This is a genomic window from Allobosea sp. 05L423, from assembly GCF_056397745.1.
The window spans coordinates 40,716-66,135 of record NZ_JBFTOA010000021.1 but is presented as its reverse complement, the minus strand read 5'-3'; the positions used below and the strand labels follow the sequence as shown (position 1 = coordinate 66,135).

Below are 25,420 nucleotides of genomic sequence, written 5' to 3'. Positions count from 1 at the left end.
GAAATGGCCCGGGACCGGATAATTGCGCCCCGAACAAGTGTTCCAGAACGAGTGCACGGACATGACGACAGACGGCAAGCAGATCAGGGTCGGCGTCGATATCGGCGGAACCTTCACGGACGTCGCCATGGAAGTGGGCGCGGCTTTGTTTTCCACCAAGGTCCTGACCAACTACGCCTTCCCGGAGCAGGCGATCGTTGACGGCATCCGCCAGGTGGCGGAGCTGGCCAATGTCTCTTTGGATCAGGTCGATACCGTCATCCACGGCACGACCCTGGCCACCAATGCCCTGATCGAGCGGCGCGGCGCCCGCACGGCCTTCATCACGACCAAAGGCTTTCGAGACGTCATCGAGATGCGGACCGAAAGCCGGTTCGAGCAGTATGACCTCAATATCGTGCTTCCTGCCCCGTTGGTGCCACGCGATGAGCGCTTCGTTCTCGACGAACGGATTTCGGCCGAGGGCACCGTGCTGAAGGCTATCGACGACGCTGAACTCGACGCGCTCTGTGACCGCATCGCGGCCGGCGGCTTCGAAAGCGTCGCCGTCGGCTTGATCCACTCCTACATCGACGGCCGCCACGAGAGGCAAGTGCGCGACCGGCTTCTCGCTCGCCTGCCCAATGTCGCCGTCTCGATCTCCTCGGAAGTCTCGCCGCAGATGCGGGAGTTCCAGCGCTTCAATACGGTCTGCGCCAACGCCTATGTGAAGCCGCTGATGGCTTCCTATCTCAACCGGCTCGTCGGCCGCCTGCGCGACGAAGGGCTCACCTGCCCGGTCTTCATGATCCACTCGGGCGGCGGCATCATCAGCGTCGAAAGCGCGATCGAGTTTCCGGTCCGTCTGCTCGAGTCTGGCCCGGCCGGCGGCGCGATCTTTGCCGCGCACATTGCCGCGCGCTACGGCCTCGACAAGGTCCTGTCCTACGACATGGGCGGCACGACCGCGAAAATCTGCCTGATCGAGGGACAGGTTCCCAAGACCGCGAAGACCTTCGAGGTCGCCCGGACCTATCGCTTCAAGAAGGGCTCGGGCATGCCGATTTCGATCCCCGTGATCGAAATGGTCGAAATCGGAGCCGGCGGCGGCTCGATCGCAAGCGTCGACTCCATGCGGCAGATCCGGGTCGGCCCCCATAGCGCCGGTTCCGAGCCCGGGCCCGCCTGCTACGGCCGCGGCGGCGACCGGCCGACCGTCACGGATGGCGACCTGGTTCTCGGCCGCCTCGATCCGAACGAGTTTGCTGGCGGTGCCATCAAGCTCTCGACCGAGGCGTCGCAGAGCGCGCTCGATCGCGAGATTTCCGGCAAGCTGTCGATCGACACCGCGACCGCCGCTTTCGGCCTCAGCGAAGTCGTCGACGAGAACATGAGCAATGCGGCACGCATGCACGCCGTGGAGAACGGCAAGGAGCTGGCCGAATTCACCATGATCGCCTTCGGCGGCGCGGCGCCCATCCACGCTGCACGTCTCTGCGAGAAACTCGGCGTCGATGAACTGATCATTCCGCCCGGTGCCGGCGTCGGATCCGCTATCGGCTTCCTGCGCGCTCCCTTCGGTTTCGAGTCGGTGCGCAGCGCCTATCTCCGTCTGAACCGCTTCGATGCTCAATCGGTCAACACGCTCATTCGCGAGCTTTCCGAGGAGGCGACGTCCTTCGTCCGCAGCGGTGCGCCCGATGCGGTGCCGACGCTCGAATGCACGGCTTACATGCGCTACGTCGGTCAAGGCTGGGAGGTTCCGGTCACGGTCGAGGTTCGCGACTACGCCCAGGCAGACGGAGCGCATTTCCGTGGCCTGTTCGATGAGGCGTATGAGCGCTTCTTCGGGCGCCTCATCGACGGTCTCGATGTCGAGATCGTCAGCTGGTCGCTGCGCGCCACCTCCGAGGTTCCGCCGGTGGACCACGTCGCCTGGGCCAGCGAGCCGAGGACGATCGCCGCGCCGGCCAAGCGCCCGATCTTCGACAGTCAGATCGCAGCATTCCTCGAGGCCGGCATCGTAGCGAGAGCCGACATGAAGACCGGAGATCTGGTCTCGGGTCCGGCCGTCATCACCGAGCGCGAAACCTCCACCATCGTCACAGCCAGCCGCGAGGCGATCATGCAGGCCGATGGCTGCCTGCTCCTGCGCAATAAGCGCACCGTCTGAGGGAGATCGGCATGAGCAACAACGCGCTTTCCAACGTCCACATGCAGATCATGTGGAACCGCCTGATCTCCGTCGTCGAGGAGCAGGCCGTCACCTTGATCCGCACCGCCTTCTCGACCTCGGTGCGTGAATCCGGCGACCTTTCGGCGGGTGTTTTCAATCAGGCCGGTCAGATGATCGCCCAGGCAGTGACCGGCACGCCCGGCCACGTGAATGCGATGGCCGAGGCCGTCGGGCACTTCATCAACGACATCGGCCGCGAGAACATCTTCGAGGGCGACGTATACATCACCAACGATCCGTGGAAGGGCACAGGGCACCTGCATGATTTCACGGTCGTCTCGCCCTCGTTCCGCAACGGTTCGCTGATCGGCTTCTTCGCCTGTACCGCCCATGTGGTCGATGTCGGCGGCCGTGGCTTCGGCCCCGACGCCAACGAGGTGTACGAAGAGGGCATCTTCATCCCGATCATGAAGTTCGCCGAGCGTGGCACGGTGAACAAGGATCTCGTCAACATCCTGCGCAACAACGTTCGTGAGGCGCACCAGGTCGTCGGCGACGTCTATTCGCTCGCGGCCTGCAACGAGATCGGCCATCGCCGTCTCATGGACATGATGGACGAGTTCAAGCTCATCGATCTCGAAGGGTTGAGCGAGTTCATCTTCGAACGGAGTCTGCAGGCAACCCTCGAACGCCTCGCGGCGCTCCCGCACGGCAGCTACGACAATGTCATGCGGGTCGATGGCTACGGTTCCCCCATCGATATCGCGGTCCGCATGGATGTCGCCTCCGATCACATCCTGGTGGATTTCGCCGGCACATCGGCTCCGAGCCCGCTCGGCATCAACTGCCCGGTCATCTACTCGGCCGCCTATGCCTGCTACGCCCTGAAGTGTTCGCTGGCGCCCGAGATTCCGAACAACTACGCATCGCTGCTGCCTTTCAAGGTCGCGGCTCCGGTCGACTGCATCCTCAATGCGCAGCGCCCGGCTCCGGTGGCCGTTCGCCACGTCCTCGGCCATCTGGTCCCGGATGCGGTCCTGGGCGCCGTGCACAAGATGTTGCCCGGCACCGTCCCCGCCGAAGGCTCCGGCGCGCTCTGGAACCTGCATGTCAGCGTCCGTCCGCTGAAGGGCGCGAATGCCCCCGCCGACGGCGGTCAGCGTGCCGAAGTGCTGCTCTTCAACTCCGGAGGCGCGGGCGCTCGCCCGGCACTCGACGGTCTTTCTGCCACGGCTTTCCCGAGCGGCGTGCACTCCATGTCGATCGAAGCCACCGAGCATGTCGGACCGGTCGTGTTCTGGCGCAAGGAACTGCGGGACGGCTCGGGCGGCAATGGCCGTTATCGTGGTGGCCTGGGACAGGTGGTCGAGATCGCTCCCAAGCCGGGCCATGAGATTTCGTTCAATGCCATGTTCGACCGCATCGAACATCCTCCGCGCGGCCGCGAGGGGGGCGAGAACGGCGCACCGGGTTCCGTTCATCTCGACGACGGCACGGTATTGCGAGCCAAGGGGCGCCAGCACGTGCCGGCGGGACGCCGCCTCGTGCTCGAATTGCCCGGCGGTGGCGGCTATGGCCGTCCGTCCGAGCGCGAGGCTGAGGCCAGCTCTCGCGATCGTCGCCTCGACTACGTAACCGCCTGAATGCCGCTCGCAGGACATTCGACGATGAACTACGAAAACAGCATCATTCGGCAGGTGAAGCCATCGCCCTCGATGGCGATCTCGCTCCAGGCCCGAAAAATGACGGCCGAGGGGCGCCCGGTCATCGATTTGAGTCTCGGTGAGCCGGACTTCAACACGCCGGACCACATCATCGAAGCTGCCTACGCCGCGGCGCGCGCCGGGCAGACGCGATACACCGCCGCGGACGGGACGCCAGAGCTCAAGAAGGCGATTGCCGAAAAGTTCGCCCGCGAAAACGGGCTCGACTACAAGCCAACGGAGATCTCGGTCGCGAACGGGGCCAAGCAGATCATCTTCAACGCGCTGATGGTGACGCTCGAAGAAGGCGACGAAGTCCTGGTGCCGGCTCCCTATTGGGTGTCCTACACCGACATGGTTCTGCTGATGCGCGGCGTGCCGAAGGTCGTCGCGTGCACCGCGGAGACCGGCTTCAAGATCACGCCGCAGGTTCTGCGCGCCTCGCTCACGCCGAAGACGCGTTGGCTCATCCTCAACGCCCCTTCCAACCCAAGTGGCGCAATCTACGATGAGGCGGAGCTCAAGGCGCTGGGCGGCGTGCTCGCCGATTTCCCCAATGTGTTGGTCATGTCGGACGAGATCTACGAGCACATTCTCTATGATGGGCGTCGTTTCACATCCTTCGCCAAGGCATGCCCGGAGCTTCGTGACCGCACGCTGATCGTCAATGGCGTCTCCAAGGCCTATGCGATGACAGGGTGGCGGATCGGCTATGCCGCCGGTCCTGAAGGCCTCATCAAGGCGATCGGAAAGCTGCAGTCGCAAAGTTCGAGCAACCCCTCGTCGATCTCGCAGGCCGCAGCCCTGGCGGCTTTGACCGGCCCGCAGGATTTCGTAGGCAAGGCGGGTGCGGAATACGCAAAACGCCGCGATCTGGTCGTGGCCGCGCTGGTTGCCGTGCCCGGCCTGCGGATCGTTCGCCCCGAGGGCGCATTCTACGTCTTCGTCGACGTCTCCGCCCTGATCGGGAGGTCTACACCTCAAGGGAAGCGGATCGAAAATGACGCTGACATGTCGTCCTACCTGCTGGAGCAGGGGGAGGTGGCCAGTGTGCCAGGGAGCGCTTTCGGCCTGGACGGACACGTCCGGATTTCCTTCGCTGCTTCCGAGCAATCGCTGAAAGAAGCATGTCGGCGGATCGGAGCCGCAGTCGCCAGCCTTTGACCGGATCAAGCGCCGATGGACGCGGTCGAGCAGAGGCGCGGTGTCGGGAAATGGCGCAGCGCGCTCTCGGACATCGAGCCGGCCGAGCTGCCGACCTGGGAGGCAAGCCGACGACGGCCTTCCGGCCGCAAGCGGACCTTCGGAGCGAGAAGGCGGCACGCCGGCAATCGACCTGTTCCGAAAGCTCAGCTTCTTCGGAGCATTGGAACAAGCCGCTTCGAGGCTGCGGCTCGCCGGCTCGGGCTTTGCCCGGTCTGCTCGCACGTCTTCATGCCGGGCAAGCATCCGCGAGTGACCGACGCCGTGGTAGCTGGATCGGGTCGGTCCGACGCGGATGAAAGGTTGCCAGCGCGTTTGGCGTAAAATGGCAAGACCGGGTGACCTGCCTATGCACGAAATGATCCGAGCAAAGTTCGTCCGCCAATCCTGCTGCAATCGGTTGGGCGGCGGTTTCGACTATCTGGCGGCGCCGACAGATCAAAGCCCAGAACGACGTTCGCCCGGATCTGGTTGCTGGAGGATCGATGGAGCGTGATATGGCTGAGATCGCGATCGTCGCAGTGGGAACGGTTGTCTATACACTGACTTGCTGGGTCACTCTTGCCCATTTCGGTGTTCATCGCTGAGCCTCGCCATAGGCGAGCGCCCGGTGCTTGGTGGGATGGCCCGTTATTGCCCGGACAAGGCTGCCGCCTCGGCAGCGCAGCCGGGCGTCGGGGTGACCTGCTTCGCCTTCGCAGCCTTTACTTCCGCTTTCGCGGCTTTGAGGTCCGCGAGGAAAGCCGGGTCGGTTTGCAGCCGCGCAACCGTCGCCGCGCCCATGATGCGCCCCGCATCGACATCGCTCTGCCAATGGGCGTCGCAGATCACGCGGCTCTGCCCGAATTCGATGCCGCGCTTGAGCAGCGCATCCGCGCGCTCGGGATTGATCTGCGCGAAGACGAGAGCCCAGCCCCAGCCGGCGGCCGTGTGGCCGGACGGGTAGGAGCCGTCACCCCGCAGGATCGCCTCCTGATCAGCCCGGCAGGTCGCTTCGTTGTGAACCACGAAGGGGCGGGTCCGGTTGTACTTGTTCTTCACGCCATAGGTGGAGAGGCCGAAATCCGACAGCATCTTCTGCATCATCGCGTAGAGGCGCGGGGTCTGCTTGCTGTCGATCCTGACCCCCATAGCGCAGGAGAAATTGTCGGCGGCCTGCGGAAAGGCGAGATCGGCGTCGGTATAGGCGAGCTTCCAGCGCGCGGTGTTGCGCAAGGGGAGCGTCGCCTTGCGTGCTTCTTCGTCCCGGGCCAGCGCAGCCGAATTCGCCTCGGGCGGCGGGCCGAGCAGGACCAGGCTGTCCGGCAGGTCGGTGCGCTTGAGATAGCCCGGTGCAATCTTGAAATGCGGGTCGGTGACCTTCGTCTGCGTTTCGCCCGTCTGCGCGAACGCCTGTCCGCAGAACGCGAATAGCGCCAGCAGAGAAACATGGGCGGCCCTCGCAGCAGTCCCGGTCATCGACATTCCCATTCCTTTCGACATGGCTGAACTCATGAAGGCCCGGTCAGAACCGGTATGTTGCCGCGACCGCAGGCCCGTGCTGCGTCACGTCGTAGGGATTGGGCGCCCTGTCCGCCGTGCGAGCGCCGCTCCCGCGAGTGCGATCTCCTCGCGCCGCCCGTGCCTGCGAGAGCGCTTAGGGGCGCTGCAGGCACGATCGCCCCGATCAACCTGCGAATTCCGTTGCGCGCATTTCGTGCATGGGCAGCCTGCCCGTCTTGCCATTTCACGCCAGTCGGGACCGGCTATGCTCCGTCTCCGCCGGTCGCGAATCCCCCGACATTCGGCCCTGTGAAAAGCGTCGATCCGGTGATCGCAGCGAGGTCCGATGGCTGATATCCCTTTGACGCGCGGCCAGTTCCTGCTGCCCTTCGTCAGCATCCTCGACGATATCGGGGCTCCGACGGAGACGCTTCTGGAGAGGTCGCGGCTGCCATCGTCCCTGGCCGAAAAGAGCGATCTCTACCTGCCGCTCCTGCCGGCGCTGCGCTTCGTCGAGACCGCCCAGAGAAGCCAGGGCATCGAGGATTTCGGCTTTCTCGCGGCCCAGCTGCTGCATTTCTCCCATATGAGAGAAAGGACGCGGGCCCTGATCGCGCATTCTCCGACGCTGCTCGTCGCGCTCCGGCACGCCTGCCACGAGGCAGCGCGGGAAGACACCATCCTAAGCATGTGGATCGAACATCACGCCGATCATGTCCGGGTCTGCAGCCGGCTCGCCGGGCCCGGGCACCTGCATCTGAAATACGCGCAATGGATCCAGAACATCTTTCCGATCCACATCATCCGGCAATTCGCCGGGGCCGACTGGATGCCGACGGCGATCGCTTTCGAATCGTCCTATGCGCCGAGCCCGGCGACGCGATCCTGCTGGCCGAATGTGCGGTTCCTGTCGGGGCAGCATGCCGCCTGGATCAGTCTGCCGATCGCGCTGCTCGGCCTCCCCAACCGCATGCCCGCCGCCTTTGCACCGCCGCGCGACAATGAGGACGGCCCTTCCCCCTACGACATCGTCGAACTGCTCAAGCTGATGCTGCCGGCCTATCTCGACGAGGGAACCACCGCTCTGGCGGACGTCGCCGAGATCGCGGGCGTCAGCAGGCGGACGCTGCAGCGCAAGCTCGCCCATGTCGGCCTGTCCTATTCGGACATCCTCGACACGGTCCGCTACGAGAATGCGAGCCGGCTGCTGCGCGACACCGATTGCAGGATCATCGACGTCGCCTTTTCCTCCGGCTACACCGATCCGGCGCATTTCAGCCGCGCTTTCCGCCGGATGACGGGCGTCACGCCGCGCCAGTTCCGCGAGCAAGCGCGGCTCTGCTGAAAGGCGTTTTTCCCTGGGGCGTCTTGCCGATCGGGCGATCGCCGCCGCCCTTGACGCAACGGCCGAAAGGGCAGGCGTCTCAGTATCGACAAGCGTCCGGGTTCCGCTTCCTTCAGGTGCCGGGCCCGGACATTGCGGACGTCCGGAACGGGGCAGTTTCGCGCGTTGGCTGGTGCCTGGCGTCTCGCGCCGCGCCCCCCGGTTGAACCTCGCGCCCCCGGGATCGAATTCCCTGAGACAAAATCAATCCAGATGAGGCCTGAGACGGGTGGAGGCCGGCAGGCTTGACGGCGGCCGGTTTTGCTCTCAATTTGAATTTGAATTCAGGTTCAATTTTGAGAAAGCTCATGCCTGATATGGCGCCGAGACAGCCGCGCAAGGCCGGGAAGCGGGAGGCGATCCTCGCCGCCGCGCGCGGCATTGTTTCGGAGGTTGGCTTCCACGAAACCTCGATTGCCGCAGTGGCCTCCGCCAGCGGCGTCTCCACCGGCAGCGTCTATTCCTATTTCTCGTCCAAGGCCGAGCTGATGGCCGAGATCGTCGCGGCGGTGTCCTCTCGCGAACTGTCCGTGCTGCGCGAGATCGCCGCAAGCGATGCCCCGGTCGCTGAGCGGCTGACCGCCGCGGTCGAGGCCTTCGCCCGTCGCGCCTTCGCCAATCGCCGCCTGGCATGGTCGATGATTGCGGAGCCCGCCGACCCGGCTGTCGACGCGACGCGCCTCGACTATCGCCGCGAGATCGCCGGCATCTTCCGCGCACTCGTCGTGGAAGGCGAAGGGCAGGGCGCTTTCCGTGCCGTCGATCCCGATGCCGCGGCAGCGATGATCGTCGGCGGCTTCATGGAGGCGCTGATCGGCCCGCTCTCGCCCGAACGGCCGATCACCTCGGAACGCGGCCGCGAGATTGCCGCCGCGCTTGCAGATCTCTCCCTCGCAGCGCTGATTTCCCGTGAAGGACAGTCCGCATGACCACGCTCGACGCTTACGGTTACGACACGCATGAGGTGCTGAACCAGGCCCCGGCGCTGGCGGATTACGATACCTTTGCCGCCGATCCGGCGCTCGGACGCATCCTCGACACCTTCGGCGCCGGCTGGTTCCGCGAGCAGGCGAGCGTCGTCGGAGGCCATGTCGGTTCGCAACGCGTGCAGGATCTTGCCCGGCAGGCCAATCGCAGCCTGCCGGAACTGCGCACGCATGATCGCTGGGGCCGACGCGTCGACCAGATCGAGTTCCATCCCGCCTGGCACGAACTGATGGGGCTCGCCATGCGCGACGAGTTCCATTCGCTGTGCTGGACCAGACCGCGAGCCGGCGCGCAAGTGGCGCGTGCTGCCGTCTCCTATCTCTGGAACCAGGGCGAGAACGGCATCTGCTGCCCGCTCGGCATGACCTATTCGGCAATCCCCGTCCTGCAGCGCGATCCCGCGCGCTGGGCCGAGTTCGGCAGGCTGATCACCTCCTCCGACTACGACGGGCGCCCGCTGCCGGCCGCGCAGAAGCGCGGCGGCACGGTCGGCATGGCGATGACCGAGAAGCAGGGCGGCTCGGATCTGCGCCAGACCCAGACCGTGGCGTCGCGCAATGCCGACGGCACCTATTCGCTCACCGGCCATAAATGGTTCTTCTCCGTCCCGCATTCCGACGTGTTCCTGACGCTGGCCCGGACGGAGGAGGGCGTCTCCTGCTTCGTCGTGCCGGGCTGGCTGCCCGACGGCTCGCGCAACCGGCTGCAGATCCAGCGGCTCAAGGACAAATGCGGCAACAAGTCGAACGCCTCCTCGGAAGTCGAATTCCGCGGCGTCATCGCCCATCTGATCGGCGAGCCCGGCCATGGCATCCGCGCCGGGCTGGAAATGAACCATTATACGCGGCTCGATTTCGCCGTCGGCTCGGCCGGGCTGATGCGCCATGCTGTAGCGCAGGCGGCGCACCACACCGCGCATCGCCGCGCCTTCCAGAAGGCTCTGATCGACCAGCCGATCATGGCGAATGTCATCGCCGACCTCGCTCTCGAAGCCGAAGCCTCCGCCTGGCTCGCCTTCCGCTTCGTCCATGCGCTCGACCGCGAGGGCGAAAACGAGGCGGAGAAACTCATCGGCCGCATCGGCGCGCCGATCGCCAAATACTGGAACTGCAAGCGCGCCACGCCAGTGGTGATCGAAGCGCTGGAATGCCATGGCGGCAACGGCTTCATCGAGGACCATCTGATGGCGCGGCTCTATCGCGAAGCGCCGCTCAACGGCATCTGGGAGGGCACCGGCAACGTCGTCTGCCTCGACGTTCTCCGCTCGATCCGCCGCTATCCGGATTGCGTGCCGGCGCTGCTCGACGAATTGCGCGCGGCGCGCGGCAGCGACCCACGCTACGACGCGTTCCTGAACGAGCTGGAGACCGATCTCGTCGACGTTCTCCGCCACGAGCATCTGGCGCGGCGCTTCGTCGAGCGCATGGCGCTGGCGCTGTCGGCCTCGCTGCTGATCCGCCACGCGCCGCATGCGGTGTCCGATGCCTTCATCGCCTCGCGTCTGGCGGGCGGCTGGTCTGGCCATTTCGGCTCGCTGCCGCTGGGAGCCGATCTGCAGGCGATCGCGCGGCGGGCAGTGCCGGACCCGAACTGAGACTTCGACCCGAGACGCATCTTAGGCGTCATGCTCGGGCTTGACCCGAGCATCTCATGCCGAAGGAGGCCCCGGCGCCTTCTCGTCCAGAGATTCTCGGGTCTGCGCTTCGCTCCGCCCGAGAATGACGTGCGGGCGAAGGTCAAAGCAGCGTCATAGCCGCCAGCACTGCCGCCAGTCCCCACAGCAACCCGCAGGCGCGCCGGTAGAGCCTGAGCGCCCGGCGGATGTCGGCGGCGTTCGCTTCGGCCCGGCCATCGCCCATCCAATGGTCCTCGACACGGGTTTTGCCATAGATGCGCGGCCCGGCGAGGCGGAGCCCCAGCGCCCCGGCCATCGCCGCTTCGGGCCAGCCGGCATTGGGCGAGCGATGCTTGTCGGCATCGCGGCGCAGGGCTCGCCAGGCGCCGCCTGCATCGGCCGACCGGTCGAGCGCGGCCGAGGCGACCAGCAGCAGCGCCGTCAGCCGCGAAGCCGGCAGGTTGACGAGGTCGTCGAGCCGAGCCGCCGCCCAGCCGAAGGCGAGATGGCGCGGCGTGCGGTGGCCGATCATCGAATCGGCGGTGTTGATCGCCTTGTAGGCGGCGATACCAGGCAGGCCGCCCGCACCAAGCCAGAAGGCGGGCGCAACGATGCCGTCCGAGAAATTCTCGCCGAGGCTTTCGATCGCCGCGCGCGCAACCCCGGCTTCATCCAGCGTCTGCGGATTACGCCCGACGATCATCGAGACGGCTCGGCGGCCGCCTTCCAGCCCCTCGCGTTCCAATCCTTCGGCGACGCGGGCGACATGCTCGTAGAGGCTGCGCTGTGCGATCAGAGTCGAGGCGATCAGCGCGAGCGGGATGAGGCCGAGCGGCCCGAAGAACAGGCACAGACGCTGGACCAATGCGGACAATGCGATGGTGACGGCGAGCAACAGCGCCAGCGCCAGCACGCCCATGACCTTTCGCGTGACGAAGGACGAAGCCTCGCGGTTGAGAGCCCGGTCGAGCACGCCGATCAGTTTGCCAATCCAGGTGACGGGATGGCCGATTGCGGCATAGAAGCGCGAGGGATAGCCGAAGGCCGCCTCGATCGCGAGGGCGAGCATGAGTAGCGGCAGGCTGGCGGAGAGGTTCATGCGGGGCGCGGGCGCAATCGTGGCTGAGGACAGCATCTGGCATGGCGGCGATCTCGCCACAGCCCGTGCGCTCTTTCCGGATGCGCCCGGACCCTGGATCGATCTCTCCACCGGGATCAATCCGATCCCCTATCCGCTTCCGGAGCTGCCGTTAAGCCTGTGGACGCGCCTGCCCGGCGCCGATGACGAGGCGGCGCTGATCGCCGCCGCACGCGCGGCCTACCGCGTGCCGGATCACGTCGGCATCGTCGCCGCGCCCGGCACGCAGATCCTCATCGAGCTGCTGCCGCGCCTTGCGCCGTCGGGGCCCGTCGCCATCCTCGGGCCGACCTATGCCGAGCACGGCCATGCCTGGCGCAAGGCGGGCTTCGCGGTCGCCGAGGCGGCCGCGCTGGAAGAGGCCGCGACCATCGTCGTGGTCAATCCGAACAATCCCGATGGGCGCGCGCTGTCGCGGGCAGAACTCGCGGATCTGGCGGCGCTCTGCGCCGCGCGCGGCGGTCTGCTGGTCGTCGACGAAGCCTTCGCCGATTTCACGCCCGAGACCAGCACCGTGCCGGAACTGCCGCCCGGTGCGATCGTGCTGCGCTCCTTCGGCAAGACTTATGGACTCGCCGGCCTGCGCCTCGGCTTCGCGATCGGCGCGGCCGAACTGATGGCACGGCTCAAGGCGGCACTCGGCCCCTGGTCGGTCGCCGGCCCCGCCCTTCATGTCGGTGCCCAGGCTTTGGCGGATGCCGAATGGCTGGTCAGCGCCGGCCGAGAGCGCGCACGGGATGCCGCGCGTCTCGACGCGTTGCTCGCGCCCCATGGCCGCATCCTCGGCGGCACCAGCCTGTTCCGCCTGCTCGAGACGCCCGCGGCGGCGGCGCTCTTCACGCGCCTCGGCCGACACGGCATCTATGTCCGCCGTTTCCAGAACGCGCCGGATCGTTTGCGCTTCGGTCTGCCGGGCGACGCCGCCGGCTGGTCGCGCCTGCAGACGGCGCTCACCGTCGATGCGCGGGAGGCATCGGCGTCAGCGTGAAGCTTGCATGCGGCGGATGCGGGGACAGGAGCCGGCGCGCCAGCTAACGTCCACCGAAAAGGATTCGGGGAGAGAAAACGCATGGCATTCCTGCCGCCGGAAGGTGAACTGACGATCGGCTTCGCCCACGCCGCCTACCAGCTGGGTGACGAGTTCGCGACGCGCGGACGAGCGGCAGGAAGTTTCGAGGTCCGCAATCTCGACGAATTGCGAGAGCGCGCGCCGGAGGCGGATGTGCTCGTCGTCTCCGGCCTTTGGCGTAACGACCTTCTGCCGCGCCTGCCGAAGCTGCGCTTCATCCAGTCGATCAGCGCCGGCACCGACCAGTTCGACAAGGCGGCGATTGGGGCAGCCGGCATCCGCCTCGCAAGCGCGCAGGGCAGCAATGAACGGGCGGTCGCCGAGCATGCGATGTCGCTGATCCTCGCGCTCACGCGTCAGATACATTTCGCCCGCGACAACCAGGCGAAGCAGCACTGGCGCCCGATGATCGGCGACCGTGCGCTGCGTGAGGACGAGCTTGGCGGCAAGACGCTGGTCGTCGTCGGGCTCGGCCGCATCGGGCTGCGGCTGGCGAAGCTCGCCGCCGCCTTCGACATGCGCGTCATCGGAGTCCGGCGCAGCTCCGAGCCTCAGCCTCATGTCGAGGCCGTCGTCCATCCCGACAAGCTCGCCGAGACGGTCGCGCAAGCCGATTTCGTCACGCTGACCTGCCCGCTGACGCCAGAGACCGAAGGGTTGATCGACGCCCGCATCCTCGCGGCGATGAAGCCTTCGGCCTTCCTGATCAATGTCGCGCGCGGCCGTGTCGTCGACGAGGCGGCGCTGCTCGATGCCCTCGGCAACGGCGGGATCGCGGGTGCCGGGCTCGACTGCGTCCATGAGGAGCCGCTGCCGGCCGCCTCGCCGCTCTGGCGCCTGCCGCAGGTCATCGTCACGCCGCACAGCGCCGGCGAGACCCGCGCCTATGAAGGCAATGTGGTCGATATCCTGCTCGACAATCTCGATCGCCTCGGCCGAGGCGAGACGGCGTTGCGCAACCAGGTCGTCTGACCGGAACAGGGGGCGGCCATGCCCTGGCCCAAGTTCGGACGGCCCGGCGGGCCGTCGCTCATCCTTGCGCTCGGTGTGACGCAGGTCTTCGGCTACGGCGCGCTCTACTACGCCTTCACCGTGCTGGCGCCCCGCATCACCGCGAGCTTCGGCTGGGCGCCGGAATGGACCTATGGCGGCTTCGCGGTCGGTCTCTTCCTCGGTGGCGCGGTCGCGCCCGTCACCGGCAGCCTGATCGACCGCTACGGCACGCGACTGGTGATGACCGCCGGCTCCGCGCTGGCCGGTCTCGCTTTGCTGGCGCTGGCCGAGGCGCGCGGCATGGTCGGGTACGTCCTTGCGATGGTGGCCTTGCAGGCCGTCACCACCGCCGTCTTCTACGATGCCGCCTTCGCGGCGTTGACGCAGGCACGCGGAAGCCAGGCGCGCCGCGCCATCAGCCAGCTCACCTTGATCGGTGGCTTCGCCTCGACCTTGTTCTGGCCGCTCACCAGCAGTCTGCTCGCGATCCTCGACTGGCGTGGCGTGTACCGGCTCTACGGCCTTTCGCAGATCCTCGTCTGCATGCCGCTGCACTTCGTCTTCCTGCCGGGGCGGGTGAAACGGCCGGTCGTCGCGCCGGCCGCTCATGCCGCATCGCCCGTGCCGCAGGAACCGGAAGTGACCTATCTCACGGGCGATGCCCGTCGCCGCGCCTTCCTGCTGCTGGCGCTGGCCTTTTCGCTGCAGGGTTTCGTGGTCTCGGCCATGGCCGTGCATATGCTGGCGCTGCTGCAGGGCTTCGGGCTCAGCGCCGCCGTCGCGGTCGGCCTCGGCGCGATGCTCGGGCCGTCTCAGGTCGCCGGGCGCCTCGCCGAGATGCTGTTCGGCCGCGCGGTCTCGCCGATCACCACCGCCTGGGTCTCGGCCTGGCTGATGCCGTTGGGCCTTGTGCTGCTCCTGATCGGCGGCTCTCTGCCGGTGGCCGCGGGCCTGTTCGCCATCGCCTTCGGCATCAGCATGGGGCTGAGCTCGATCGTGCGCGGCACCGTTCCGCTCCAGCTCTTCGGCCCGGTCGGCTTCGGCGCGACGATGGGCAAGCTCTCGGCGCCCGGCCTCGTCATCAAGGCGGCGGCGCCGCTCGTCTTCGCCGTTTCGCTGCAACGCGGCGGCGTCATGGTCTCGACGCTGCTGCTGATCGCCGTCTCGGCGCTCGCCGCCATCGCGCTTGTCCTGCTGGCGCGCAGCCGGCGCTAGCAGCGGTGCTTGAAAATTCTCGGCCCTCAGGATGGGGGCTCGCAAAGTTGCTCGCCTATGAAAGGCTCAGGCGAGAAGGCCCTGCCACCAGCGCCGGGCGGTGTCACGGGTGCGAATGGCGAAGCCATAGGCGGCCGAGGCGCGTACCCAGCCCAGCACCTGATCGCGCACGCGCACCACCTGTCCCATGATCCAGGCGAACCAGCGATAGCTCAACAGCTTCTCGCGGCCGGCATGATAGATGCGCTCAACGAAGACGAAGCTCATGAGATGCGCGAAGGCCGTCACGACGAGCCCGGCCCAGAACTGCCCGCGCGCGAACAGCAGCAGGCCGAAGAGCTTCAGCGGTTCGGCGATGGCGAACGGGATCGCCAGCGCCAGCAGGACGAGCGGGCGGGGCAGGCCAGAGACCGTTTCCTCAAGCCTGCGCATGACACGCAGGCCCGCGAGCCGGCGGATCAGCGGCCGGTAGAGCGGCCGCAGCAGCTCATCGAGGACGATGAAGACGGTGAGGACGGCGCGCAGTGCCGCGAGCAGCCCGCGCTTCAGCGGGCCGCGCTCCGGGGCGGGCGGGGGCGGGAGGTTGTCGGACATCGCAGCCGGATTCATTGGCCCGGATTTATGGCATTTCCGTGCCGCTCGATATCCGCCATGGCGAGAAGCGATGCGACGAAGCAATCTGGCGGCGGCAGAACTCCCGGTCTCCCGGATTGCATAGCTGCACCTGCAATGAGGTTCCGTTCCGCCCGGTCTAACGGCGCGCATCCTCTTTCAGCATGGCCACGCCCTTCTCGGCGATCATCATCGTCGGGTTGGCGGTATTGCCGGAGGTGATCGTCGGCATCACCGAGGCATCGATGACGCGCAGGCCCGAGACGCCGCGCACGCGCAGCCTTTTGTCCAGCACGGCGCCCGGATCGTCGTCGCCGCCCATCTTCGCCGTGCCGACCGGATGGAAGATCGTGGTGCCGAGCTTGGCGGCGGCTTCGAGCAGGGCTTCGTCCGACTGGGCGCCTTCGCCCGGCAGGTACTCCTCTGGCCGGAAGCGCGCCAGCGGTGCCTGCGCCACGATCCGGCGCGTCAGCTTCAGCGCGTCGATCGCGACCTGCCGGTCTTCCTCGGTATCGAGGTAGTTCGGCGAGATCACGGGGGGGCCGAACGGATCGGCGGAGCGCAGATGGACGTTGCCGCGGCTCGTCGGCCGCAGATTGCAGACGCTGGCGGTGAAGGCGTCGAAGGGGTGCAGGCCCGAGCCCCAGCTGTCGAGCGAGAGCGGCTGGAAATGATACTGCAGGTTCGCGGTCGCATAATGAGGCGCGGATTTCGCGAAGGCGCCGACCTGCGAGGGCGCCATCGTCAGCGGGCCGGAACGCAGAGCCGCCCATTGCAGCGCCATCAGCGGCCGGCGCCAGATCCTGGCATAGTCGCTGTTCAGCGTCTTGACGCCGTGGACCTTGTAGACCGGCCGGATCTGCAGATGGTCCTGCAGGTTCTCGCCGACGCCGGGCGCGTCGACCAGTGTCTCGATGCCCAGGCTCTGCAGCCGTGCCCCGCCGCCGATGCCGGAGCGTTCGAGCAGGAGAGGGGAGGCGACGGCGCCCGCCGACAGCACGACTTCGCCGCGGACCTCGACCCTGAGCTTCTCCTCGCTCGGAGTGCCCTGGCCATGGGTGAACTCGATCGCCTTCGCCCGGCCGTCCTCGAAGACGATGCGCTCGACATGAACGCGCGTCTCGAGCCTGAGATTGGTCCGGTCGCGCTGTTCGAGCAGCGGCTTCAGGAAGGCGCGATAGGCGCTCAGGCGTCGCCCGCGCCGCTGGTTCACCTGGAAATAGGAGGAGCCTTCGTTGTCGCCGGTATTGAAGTCCGGGATCTTGGCGATGCCGGCGGCCTCGGCCGCGTTGCGGATGGCATCGAGGATAGCCCAGCGCACGCGCGGATGCTCGACGCGCCATTCTCCGCCCGCCTTGTGCATCCCGCCGGGCGGCGGCGCGATATGGTCTTCGTGCTTGAGGAAATAGGGCAGCACGTCGTCCCAGCCCCAGCCGTTGAGGCCGCGCTGGCGCCAGCCGTCATAGTCGGCCGCCTGGCCGCGCATATAGACCATGGCGTTGATCGCCGAGGAGCCGCCGACCACCTTGCCGCGCGGATAGGCCAGGGCCCGGCCGCCGAGCCCGGGCTGCGGCTCGGTCTGGAACAGCCAGTCGGCGCGGGGATTGCCGATGGCGAAGAGATAGCCCACCGGGATGTGGAGCCAGATCCAGTCGTCGTTGCCGCCGGCTTCGAGGACGAGGACCTTGGTCTCCGGATCGGCCGCCAGCCGATTGGCGACGACGCAGCCGGCCGAGCCCGCACCGATGACGACGTAGTCGAAGGTGCCGATCAGGCGGCGGTCGGTCGAAGGCGAATCTGGCATGGCGTTTCCAAGGGCTTAGCTGCGAACCCGCCTGTTCGCCGGCGGTGGAGGTACAATCTGGCATAGGTCGGAACGCCGTGTCAGCGCGCGGATATGCACATCCGTGCTGCTTCTCTGCGGCTCATCTGGGCCTGAAAGCCAATCGCGAGTCGCCGCGCTGAAAACCAGGTGAAGTTCTCGCACTGATATCGGAACGGACTGCGGCATACTTGTCATCGCTGCGAGGATGTGGCCGAAGGTGAGATTGCCAGGCGTTCGCATGCATCCTTTTCGCGAGGAGCGGCAAGACGCGCCCGGCATCGAAGCTCCAGCTGCCGTCCGTCCGAGAATGAGCGATATGAATGAAATTCTGCCGGATGAGGCGGCGAAGAAGCTGCTGCAGCGCGTGCTGGACCGTAGCTTCCGGGTTGGGATCATCGGCCTGGGGTATGTCGGCGTCCCGCTCGCCTTGGCTGCTCTGCGTGCCGGCTTCGACGTGCTCGGTTTCGATATCAACTCTGCACGCGTGTCCGAGCTCAACGCGGGCAGAACCGGGATCAAGCATATTCAGGCCGAGGATCTCGCCGCGGCCGCGAGGGCGGGGCGCTTTCTCGCCACGGACGACTTTTCGCGGCTGGACGAGCCAGACGGCCTTATCATCTGCGTTCCGACCCCGCTCACGCGCCACCGCGAGCCGGATCTGAGCTTCGTCGTCCAGACGGCGGAAACCATCGCGGGACGTTTGCGGAAGGGGCAATTCATCGCGCTGGAATCCACCACCTACCCGGGTACGACCGAGGAAGTCCTCAAGCCGATCCTCGAACGAACCGGGTTGAAGAGCGGCACGGATTTTTACTTGGCCTTCTCGCCCGAACGCGAAGATCCGGGCAATCCGCGTTTTGGAACCGCCTCGATACCCAAGGTCGTCGGAGGCGACGGCCCCGAGGCGCTCGCGATAGCGCAGGCCCTGTATGGCGAGCTCGTCGTCCAGACCGTGCCGGTCTCGTCGACCTCCGTGGCCGAAGCCGTGAAGCTGACCGAGAACATCTTTCGCTCGGTCAATATTGCGCTCGTCAATGAGCTGAAATCGATCTACGCGGCCATGGGCATCGATATCTGGGAGGTTATCGATGCCGCCAAGACCAAACCGTTCGGCTTCATGCCGTTCTATCCCGGCCCGGGGCTGGGCGGGCACTGCATCCCGATCGATCCTTTCTATCTTTCATGGAAGGCCCGGGAATACGGGATCACGGCGCGCTTCATCGAGCTGGCAGGCGAAATCAACACGGCGATGCCGCATCTGGTTGTCGAACGACTCGCGCACGGTCTGGATCAGCATTTCGCGCGCGGACTGAACGGAGCGCGGATTCTCGTCATCGGCGCCGCCTACAAGAAGAATGTTGACGATATGCGCGAAAGCCCTTCATTGCGCCTGATCGAGCTGATCGAGCAACGCGGCGCCCAGGCATCCTATCACGACCCGCATGTTCCGATCATTCCGCAGACCAGGGAGCATGGCGGCCTTGCCGGGCGCCGATCCATTGATCTCGCTCCCGGCACGATCGGCGATTTCGATGCCGTTCTCATCGCTACCGACCACGACGCTGTCGATTACAAGAGGCTCGTCGCAGAAGCGCGGCTGGTTATAGACACGCGTAACGCTTGCGAACGGAACGGCGCCTCTGCAGCCAACGTGATCAAGGCCTGACCCGCGCTTTGAGGACGGCGGTGGTATGATAGGCAGGCAGCTGGGTTGATCTGCGTTGGCTTCTCGCCCCGACAGCCGGGCAGGGTCGCCGGAGCGAGCATTGCTCTGCGGCTATGGCCTGCGCGATAAGCGATGGCCGTGTTTTCGGCGTCCGAGCCTAACGGAGTCTCCATGACTTTCCGCAACATCCATTCGCACGGTCTCGTCCGGATCGCCTGCGCCGCGCCGCGGCTGAAGGTGGCCGATCCGGCTTTCAACGTGGCCGAGACGATTGCGATGCTGCGGCGGGCGGACGAGAGCGGGGCGTCGCTGACCCTGTTCCCGGAACTCGGCATCAGCGCCTATGCCATCGACGACCTGCTGCAGCAGAATGCGTTGCTCGATGCCGTGCGCGAGGCCTTGGGGCACCTCGTCGCGGAGAGTCGCGCGCTGCGCGGCGTCGTCGTGGTCGGCGCGCCGCTGCGGGTCGAGGGGCGGCTGTTCAACTGCGCCGTCGCGATCCATCGCGGGCGCATCCTCGCTGCCGTGCCCAAGACCTATCTGCCGAACTATCGCGAGTTCTACGAGCGCCGGCAGTTCGCCTCGGGCGAGCGGGCGGGCGCGCTCTATATCGATCTCTGCGGCCAGGAAGTGCCGTTCGGCACGGATATCCTGCTGGCCGCGGCCGATATCCCGGACTTCGTGGTGCATATGGAGATCTGCGAGGACGTCTGGACGCCGATCCCGCCATCGTCCTACGCCGCGCTCGCCGGGGCGACCGTGCTGCTCAACCTCTCGGCCTCCAACGTCACCATCGGCAAGTCGGACTGGCGCCACGCACTCTGCAAGGCCCATTCCGGCCGCTGCATCGCGGCCTATGCCTATTCCGCCGCGGGCACCGGCGAGTCGACCACCGACCTCGCCTGGGACGGGCAGGCGATGATCTACGAGAACGGCGCGCTGCTGGCCGAGGCGGAGCGCTTCGCCGCCGAGCCGCAACTCATCCTCGCCGATATCGATCTCGAACGGCTGGCGATGGACCGCATCCGCCAGAACACCTTCGGCGACAGCGCCGATGTGAACCGCGACCGGCTCGGCTTCCGTCGCATCGACTTCACGCTGGAGCCGGATCGCGACAACGATCTCGGATTGGCCCGCACCGTCGAGCGCTTCCCCTTCGTGCCGAGCGACGATGCCAGACTGAACGAGCTCTGCTTCGAGGCCTACAACATCCAGTCGCATGGGCTGCGCAAGCGGCTGGAGAGCACGCGGCTCGACAAGGTCGTGATCGGCGTCTCCGGCGGGCTCGATTCGACGCAGGCGCTGATCGTCGCCGCCCACACCTTCGACGAGCTGGGCCTGCCTCGCGAAAACATCCTCGCCTATACGCTGCCGGCCTTCGCGACGAGCAAGGACACCAAGGACAACGCCTGGCGATTGATGCGGGCGCTTGGCGTCAGTGCCGAGGAAATCGACATGACGCCGGCCTGCCGGCAGATGCTGATCGATATCGGCCATCCCTTCGCCAAGGGCGAGCCGGTCTACGATATCACCTTCGAGAACGTGCAAGCGGGCGCCCGCACCTCCGTGCTCTTCCGCCTCGCAAACCGGCACAACGCGCTGGTGATGGGCACCGGCGACCTCTCGGAGCTGGCGCTCGGCTGGTGCACCTATGGCGTCGGCGATCACATGTCGCATTACAATGTCAACGGCTCGGTGCCGAAGACGCTGATCCAGCACCTGATCCGTTGGGTCGCGCAGTCCGGCCGCTTCGGCTCCGAGGCCTCGGATGTCATGCTCGACATCCTCGCGACCGAGATCTCGCCCGAGCTGGTGCCGGGCGATGGCGACAAGCCGGCGCAGAAGACCGAGGATTTCGTCGGCCCCTATGCGCTGCAGGATTTCAACCTGTTCTACACGACGCGCTACGGCTTCCGGCCGAGCAAGATCGCCTTCCTTTCCGAGCATGCCTGGCGCGATGCCTCCGCCGGGGACTGGCCACCGAACATGGAAGCCGGCAAGCGCGTCGCCTACGATCTGCCGGTGATCAAGCGCTGGCTCGGCGTCTTCATCCGGCGCTTCTTCGAGACCAGCCAGTTCAAGCGCTCGGCCATGCCCAACGGCCCGAAGGTCTCCTCCGGCGGCTCGCTCTCGCCACGCGGCGACTGGCGCGCGCCGAGCGACGCCTCCGCCGCGCCCTGGCTGAAGGATTGGGAGCGGATTCCGGATTGAGCGAGAGGGTTTAGTTCGTCGGGCACGCTCCCAGCGCAAGCGGCGAGGTCCGTAACGTCAGATCCCGATCCAAGTGGGGCCTTAAGCATGTCCGCTTTCGGTTGTCGCCGTCGTGCCTGCTATCATGTGATAGAAACCCGGTACGACGACACGCCTTCGCAGATTGTCCCAAGGGGCAGCCTTGCAGCTTCGAGGTCGTGCGAATGGCAGGCGAAAGCGGGCTGTCCGAAGAAGAAATCTGGCTCTGGTTCCGGAATGCAACGATGGAGTTCGCCGTGCTGAAACGATGCCTCACCGTGGTGTTCATCCTTCTCGGGCCAGTCGGTTGTGTCACGCAAGATACCGTTCCCAGCAAAAGAGCGGATGGGCCAGCCTACATGCTGCCAGGCGTTGGCGCGCCCGCACGTCAGACGGACATGTTTGGGAATGCCTTTCGTTAGTTGAAGAAGGCGCCTCTCACCCGTTCGCCGGGATCGTGAATGCCTCCCACAGAGCGTTCAAGGGACCGCGCAATTATGATCAGTGAGGTGCGGCAGCCCGGCTTTCCGGGTGAGCGCGCCGCCCTTCTTGGCCGATTGACCCCGAGCGGCAGCGTCAGCTTTCGAGCAAGTCCTCTCGGCCGGCTCCCCACCCGGAGCGGCAGTTGACGAGCGAGCGCGAGCAATGCTGCAATCCGTAGCCAATCAAAACGGAGACGCCGGTGCATTCGGCCGCGCAGATTTATCAGCGACAGCAAGGTTAGACGATCCCGCTTCGTCTAACGGTAGGACGTCAGATTTTGGCTCTGAAAATTGTGGTTCGAATCCATAAGCGGGAACCACCTGGAAAAAATCGTCAGACAGCGCTCGCTGTTTCCGCTCCCCAGCCATCCTCGCCCTTCGGGCTCACGATTGAACCGCGGTCCAGCCAGCGCCAGAAGAGAACATTCAACCAATGCCGGGAGGCCGACAGTCGCGGCATCTGCAACAGCAGAAATATGATGAGGTACCGCTGCCTTCGGGGCTCATTACCGATCGAATTCGGCATTCTGAATGATCCGCATTCGCGGAAGGCCACAGCAGATCAGCAACCTCGGCGAAGCCGCAACCCGGAATATGCTGGGCGCGACGCGTGACGGTCTCGGTCGCAAACATCGTTCCCGGATGATCGGCGCGGGATCAGGCAGCCAGGCCTTTGAGTTCGCGACACCGACCTTCAAGCAAAGGGGTGTTTGCCGCTGCCAATTCCTATAAATCTATTCCAGATCTTCATAACAACGCGCGTCAAATGCATTGGCCAGCGGCGGTTCGGCCGTGCCATCCTCCGACGATACGGGGGGCGTCGCGGCGCTCCGGTGCAGCGGAGCCCGATGTGCCTGACGACGAGAGTGCTCTCTATCCAGTGGTCGAGTCTTACCGCTCGCTGCGCCTCCCCGTCGGTGACGACCATGAGCTTCAGGTCGAACTGAGCGGCAATCCCGACGGAATTCCCGTCGTCTTCCTGCATGGCGGCCCCGGCGCGGGCACCAAACCCGCCCAGCGCCGAACCTTTGATCCGGCGGCCTTCAACATCGTCACCTTCGATCAACGCGGTGCGGGCCGTTCGCGCCCTTCCGCCGCGCTCGCCGGGAATACGACCCAGGCGCTCGTTGCCGATCTCGAGCGAATCCGCAGCCACCTCGGCATCGAGCGCTGGCTCGTCACGGGCGGCTCCTGGGGTAGCTGTCTCGGCCTCGCCTATGGACAGGCCCATCCCGAGCGCTGCCTCGGCTTCCGCCTGCACGGCATCTTCATGGCCGAGCGCGCCGAGATCGACTGGTGGTTCCATGGCTCGCGCACGATCTTCCCGGACCATTGGGAGACCTTTGCCAATTTCGTGCCGGAAGCGGAGCGAGGCGACCTGCTCGGCGCCTATTACCGCCGGCTCACCGGCCCTGATCGCGAGCAGCAGATGGCGGCCGCAGTCAGCCTCAGAACCTTCTCGGGGCGGACTCAAACCTTCCTGCCCGACGCCGATCATGTCGCGGCCCTGACCGAGCCGCAGGCTGCGCTCGCGCTGGCGCGGATCTTCACGCATTACTGCGTGAACGGCGCCTTCCTCGAACCGGGCCAGCTTCTACGCGACGTCCCGCGCATCCGGCACCTGCCGGCCGAGATCGTCCAGGGCCGCTACGATATCGTGACGCCGATGTGCACGGCCTGGCGGCTCAAGACGGCCTGGCCCGAAGCCCGCTTCACCATCGTGACCGAAGCCAACCACGCGGCGACACCGAACGCGCCGGCTCTATCGCTCGCCTTGCGCGAAGCGACCGATCGCCTGCGCGACTCCATGCCGGCCAGAGCGGCCTGAAGGAACAGCCATGTACGAAGCCGCCAGCCAGATCCGCCTCGGCATCGAACCCTATCTCGAAATCCGCAGCGCCAAGAGCCCGGCCGTTGCGCCCGACGGCGAGCTCCTGGCCTATCTGAGCGACGAGAGCGGCACACATCAGATCTGGCTGAAGCCGGTCGCGGGCGGGGCGCCCTGGCGCCTGACCGACATGCCGGAGCCGGTCGGGGCGATCGCCTTCAACCCCAAGGGGCGCGACCTGCTGTTCACGATGGACTGCGGCGGCGACGAGCGGCATCAGCTCTGGCTCGTGCCGGGCGCTTCCGGCGTGCCGCAGCCGCTGACAGACGATCCGTCCGTGGTTCATGTCTGGGGCGCCTGGGCTCCCGACGGGCAGCGCATCGCCTTCGCCTCGAATGCACGCCATCCCGAGCATATGGACATCTATGTGATGGACATGGCGACGCGCGCGGCGCGGCGCGTCTACGAGGGGAACGGCTATCGTGAGGCCGTGGCCTTCTTCCCCGACGGCCGCTCGCTGCTCGTCGCCGACGCTACCCGCTCGATGAGCGATCAGGATCTTTACCGGCTCGATGTCGAGAGCGGCGCGCGCACGCCGCTGCTTCCGCACGAGGGCCGGGCCCGCTATGCCGCGAGCCGGATGAAGAAGGACGGCAGCGGCTTCTTCACGCTGACCGATCAGGGGCGCGAGCATCTCGGCATCGCCTTCTGCGCGACGGCCGATGGCGCCATGAGCTGGGTCGTTGCGCGCGACGGGCAGGATGTCGAGGCGGCCGCACTCGCGCCCGATCAGGGCCGCCTGGCCTATGTCGCGAACGACCGCGGCAGGAACCGCATCTTCGTGCGCGATCTCGCCAGCGGGACGGAGTTCGAAGCCGGCGGGCTGCCGCCCGGCACGATCGGCTCCGTCGCCTGGCTGCCCGACGGCTCCGGGCTTGTCTTCCCGCTCGACGGCTCGGCCTCGCCGCCGGATGTCTGGTGCTTCGACATCGCCACGAAACAGGCGAAGCGGCTGACGGATGCCTCCAAGGCCGGGCTCGACCCCGCCGCCTTCGTCGAGCCCACCGTGGCGAATGCGGCCAGCTTCGACGGCCTGGAGGTGCCGTTCTTCGTCTATCGTCCACGCGGCAAGGCGCCGGAGTCCGGTTACCCGGCGGTGGTCGTGGTGCATGGCGGGCCGGAAGCGCAGTGGACGCCGATCTTCCGCGCCGACCTGCAGTTCTTCCTGAGCCAGGGCATCATGGTGATCGCCCCGAACGTTCGCGGCTCGACCGGCTACGGCCGGACCTACCAGCATCTCGACGACAAGCATCTGCGCATGGACAGCGTCGCCGACCTCAAGGCGGTGCGGCTGTGGCTTCGCGAGCAGCCCGATGTCGACGACAGCCGCGTCGCCGTCTACGGCCGCTCCTATGGCGGCTTCATGGTGCTGGCGGCGCTGACCGAACAGCCCGAGCTGTGGAAGGTCGGCATCGAGTTCTACGGCATCGCCAACTTCCTGACGATGCTGGAGACGACCGGCCCGTGGCGCCGCTATCTGCGCGCTGTCGAATACGGCGATCCTGTCACGGACCGGGAAAACCTGATCCGCTTCTCGCCGATCCACAAGCTGGGCCGCATCCGGGTGCCGCTCTTCGTAGCGCAGGGGCTCGACGATCCCCGCGTGCCGCCCGGCGAGAGCGAGATGGTCTATTCCGTGCTTCGCGGCCTCGGCCGTCCGGTCGAGTATCTGCGCATCCCGCATGAGGGCCACGGCTTCGCGCGGATCGAGAACCGGCGCACCGTCTTCGGCGGCGTCGCCCGCTTCCTGCGCGAGCATCTCTGAAAGAGGACC

17 protein-coding genes and 1 tRNA gene are annotated in these 25,420 nt (G+C 66.3%); 14 read left to right on the top strand and 4 right to left on the bottom strand.

The features are described from left to right. Nucleotides 1-61 precede the first annotated feature (61 nt). The 3 genes from AC1DNE_RS26560 to AC1DNE_RS26550 are packed head-to-tail and all read left to right on the top strand — an operon-like array spanning nt 62 to nt 5,022. Nucleotides 62-2,152 (top strand): hydantoinase/oxoprolinase family protein, encoded by a 2,091-nt coding sequence (locus AC1DNE_RS26560; protein ID WP_441473443.1) that lies wholly within the window; start codon nt 62-64, stop codon nt 2,150-2,152. Between the two features lie 11 nt (nt 2,153-2,163). Continuing rightward, nucleotides 2,164-3,798 (top strand): hydantoinase B/oxoprolinase family protein, encoded by a 1,635-nt coding sequence (locus AC1DNE_RS26555; RefSeq protein ID WP_441473442.1) that lies wholly within the window; start codon nt 2,164-2,166, stop codon nt 3,796-3,798. A gap of 24 nt (nt 3,799-3,822) precedes the next feature. Then, nucleotides 3,823-5,022 (top strand): pyridoxal phosphate-dependent aminotransferase, encoded by a 1,200-nt coding sequence (locus tag AC1DNE_RS26550; RefSeq protein WP_441473441.1) that lies wholly within the window; start codon nt 3,823-3,825, stop codon nt 5,020-5,022. Nucleotides 5,023-5,691: 669 nt separating this feature from the next. On the opposite strand, the gene AC1DNE_RS26545 is transcribed toward AC1DNE_RS26550, so the two are convergent. Further along, nucleotides 5,692-6,519, bottom strand: a complete 828-nt coding sequence (locus AC1DNE_RS26545) for an acid phosphatase (protein WP_441473440.1) — start codon at nt 6,517-6,519, stop codon at nt 5,692-5,694. A gap of 370 nt (nt 6,520-6,889) precedes the next feature. On the opposite strand from AC1DNE_RS26545, the gene AC1DNE_RS26540 reads away from it, so the two are divergent. The 3 genes from AC1DNE_RS26540 to AC1DNE_RS26530 all read left to right on the top strand — a co-directional run bounded on the left by AC1DNE_RS26540 (nt 6,890) and on the right by AC1DNE_RS26530 (nt 10,508). After that, nucleotides 6,890-7,888 (top strand): helix-turn-helix transcriptional regulator, encoded by a 999-nt coding sequence (locus AC1DNE_RS26540; protein WP_441473439.1) that lies wholly within the window; start codon nt 6,890-6,892, stop codon nt 7,886-7,888. A gap of 347 nt (nt 7,889-8,235) precedes the next feature. Beyond that, complete coding sequence (locus AC1DNE_RS26535; RefSeq protein WP_441473438.1) at nt 8,236-8,856, top strand: TetR/AcrR family transcriptional regulator; 621 nt, start codon at nt 8,236-8,238, stop codon at nt 8,854-8,856. Continuing rightward, complete coding sequence (locus tag AC1DNE_RS26530; protein WP_441473437.1) at nt 8,853-10,508, top strand: acyl-CoA dehydrogenase family protein; 1,656 nt, start codon at nt 8,853-8,855, stop codon at nt 10,506-10,508. Before AC1DNE_RS26535 ends, AC1DNE_RS26530 begins: the two co-directional genes overlap by 4 nt. A gap of 142 nt (nt 10,509-10,650) precedes the next feature. Here the strand turns inward: AC1DNE_RS26530 and cbiB are convergent, their stop codons facing one another. After that, a complete protein-coding gene (gene cbiB, locus AC1DNE_RS26525) occupies nt 10,651-11,628 on the bottom strand; it encodes an adenosylcobinamide-phosphate synthase CbiB (RefSeq protein ID WP_441473436.1) in 978 nt (325 codons plus the stop codon). Here cbiB and cobD point away from each other — a divergent pair. The 3 genes from cobD (at nt 11,627) to AC1DNE_RS26510 (ending at nt 14,944) form a co-directional block, all read left to right on the top strand. Then, nucleotides 11,627-12,655: a threonine-phosphate decarboxylase CobD gene (gene cobD, locus AC1DNE_RS26520; protein ID WP_441473435.1), complete on the top strand. Its 1,029-nt coding sequence runs from the start codon at nt 11,627-11,629 to the stop codon at nt 12,653-12,655. The two genes, cbiB and cobD, sit on opposite strands and share 2 nt — an antisense overlap. 81 nt (nt 12,656-12,736) lie before the next feature. After that, a complete protein-coding gene (locus AC1DNE_RS26515; RefSeq protein ID WP_441473434.1) occupies nt 12,737-13,708 on the top strand; it encodes a D-2-hydroxyacid dehydrogenase in 972 nt (323 codons plus the stop codon). An 18-nt stretch (nt 13,709-13,726) separates the two neighbouring features. After that, nucleotides 13,727-14,944 (top strand): MFS transporter, encoded by a 1,218-nt coding sequence (locus AC1DNE_RS26510; protein ID WP_441473433.1) that lies wholly within the window; start codon nt 13,727-13,729, stop codon nt 14,942-14,944. 66 nt (nt 14,945-15,010) lie between these two features. On the opposite strand, the gene AC1DNE_RS26505 is transcribed toward AC1DNE_RS26510, so the two are convergent. Beyond that, nucleotides 15,011-15,538, bottom strand: a complete 528-nt coding sequence (locus tag AC1DNE_RS26505; RefSeq protein ID WP_441473432.1) for a hypothetical protein — start codon at nt 15,536-15,538, stop codon at nt 15,011-15,013. A gap of 157 nt (nt 15,539-15,695) precedes the next feature. Next, on the bottom strand, nt 15,696-17,360 hold the full coding sequence (locus AC1DNE_RS26500) for a GMC family oxidoreductase (protein ID WP_441473431.1): 1,665 nt from the start codon (nt 17,358-17,360) through the stop codon (nt 15,696-15,698). A 337-nt stretch (nt 17,361-17,697) separates the two neighbouring features. Here AC1DNE_RS26500 and AC1DNE_RS26495 point away from each other — a divergent pair, with 337 nt between their 5' ends. From AC1DNE_RS26495 to AC1DNE_RS26475, 5 genes are all read left to right on the top strand, one after another. Next, complete coding sequence (locus tag AC1DNE_RS26495; protein WP_441473430.1) at nt 17,698-19,047, top strand: nucleotide sugar dehydrogenase; 1,350 nt, start codon at nt 17,698-17,700, stop codon at nt 19,045-19,047. A gap of 171 nt (nt 19,048-19,218) precedes the next feature. Next, nucleotides 19,219-21,258, top strand: coding sequence for an NAD(+) synthase (locus AC1DNE_RS26490; protein WP_476767084.1), 2,040 nt, complete (start codon nt 19,219-19,221; stop codon nt 21,256-21,258). A gap of 746 nt (nt 21,259-22,004) precedes the next feature. Then, nucleotides 22,005-22,078, top strand: a tRNA-Gln gene (locus AC1DNE_RS26485). A 530-nt stretch (nt 22,079-22,608) separates the two neighbouring features. Then, nucleotides 22,609-23,586 (top strand): prolyl aminopeptidase, encoded by a 978-nt coding sequence (gene pip, locus AC1DNE_RS26480; RefSeq protein WP_476767083.1) that lies wholly within the window; start codon nt 22,609-22,611, stop codon nt 23,584-23,586. Nucleotides 23,587-23,596: 10 nt separating this feature from the next. Continuing rightward, nucleotides 23,597-25,411 (top strand): S9 family peptidase, encoded by a 1,815-nt coding sequence (locus tag AC1DNE_RS26475; protein ID WP_476767082.1) that lies wholly within the window; start codon nt 23,597-23,599, stop codon nt 25,409-25,411. Nucleotides 25,412-25,420: the final 9 nt, after the last annotated feature.

What these genes read in the sequence shown, in the direction of transcription:
- AC1DNE_RS26530 (WP_441473437.1), top strand. Translation starts at nt 8,853, where the DNA reads ATGACCACGCTCGACGCTTACGGTTACGACACGCATGAGGTGCTGAAC.
- AC1DNE_RS26560 (WP_441473443.1), top strand. Translation starts at nt 62, where the DNA reads ATGACGACAGACGGCAAGCAGATCAGGGTCGGCGTCGATATCGGCGGA.
- AC1DNE_RS26545 (WP_441473440.1), bottom strand. Translation starts at nt 6,519, where the DNA reads ATGACCGGGACTGCTGCGAGGGCCGCCCATGTTTCTCTGCTGGCGCTA.
- AC1DNE_RS26550 (WP_441473441.1), top strand. Translation starts at nt 3,823, where the DNA reads ATGAACTACGAAAACAGCATCATTCGGCAGGTGAAGCCATCGCCCTCG.
- AC1DNE_RS26475 (WP_476767082.1), top strand. Translation starts at nt 23,597, where the DNA reads ATGTACGAAGCCGCCAGCCAGATCCGCCTCGGCATCGAACCCTATCTC.
- cbiB (WP_441473436.1), bottom strand. Translation starts at nt 11,628, where the DNA reads ATGAACCTCTCCGCCAGCCTGCCGCTACTCATGCTCGCCCTCGCGATC.
- AC1DNE_RS26515 (WP_441473434.1), top strand. Translation starts at nt 12,737, where the DNA reads ATGGCATTCCTGCCGCCGGAAGGTGAACTGACGATCGGCTTCGCCCAC.
- AC1DNE_RS26510 (WP_441473433.1), top strand. Translation starts at nt 13,727, where the DNA reads ATGCCCTGGCCCAAGTTCGGACGGCCCGGCGGGCCGTCGCTCATCCTT.
- AC1DNE_RS26500 (WP_441473431.1), bottom strand. Translation starts at nt 17,360, where the DNA reads ATGCCAGATTCGCCTTCGACCGACCGCCGCCTGATCGGCACCTTCGAC.
- AC1DNE_RS26505 (WP_441473432.1), bottom strand. Translation starts at nt 15,538, where the DNA reads ATGTCCGACAACCTCCCGCCCCCGCCCGCCCCGGAGCGCGGCCCGCTG.
- AC1DNE_RS26555 (WP_441473442.1), top strand. Translation starts at nt 2,164, where the DNA reads ATGAGCAACAACGCGCTTTCCAACGTCCACATGCAGATCATGTGGAAC.
- cobD (WP_441473435.1), top strand. Translation starts at nt 11,627, where the DNA reads ATGCGGGGCGCGGGCGCAATCGTGGCTGAGGACAGCATCTGGCATGGC.
- AC1DNE_RS26490 (WP_476767084.1), top strand. Translation starts at nt 19,219, where the DNA reads ATGACTTTCCGCAACATCCATTCGCACGGTCTCGTCCGGATCGCCTGC.
- AC1DNE_RS26535 (WP_441473438.1), top strand. Translation starts at nt 8,236, where the DNA reads ATGCCTGATATGGCGCCGAGACAGCCGCGCAAGGCCGGGAAGCGGGAG.
- AC1DNE_RS26540 (WP_441473439.1), top strand. Translation starts at nt 6,890, where the DNA reads ATGGCTGATATCCCTTTGACGCGCGGCCAGTTCCTGCTGCCCTTCGTC.
- AC1DNE_RS26495 (WP_441473430.1), top strand. Translation starts at nt 17,698, where the DNA reads ATGAATGAAATTCTGCCGGATGAGGCGGCGAAGAAGCTGCTGCAGCGC.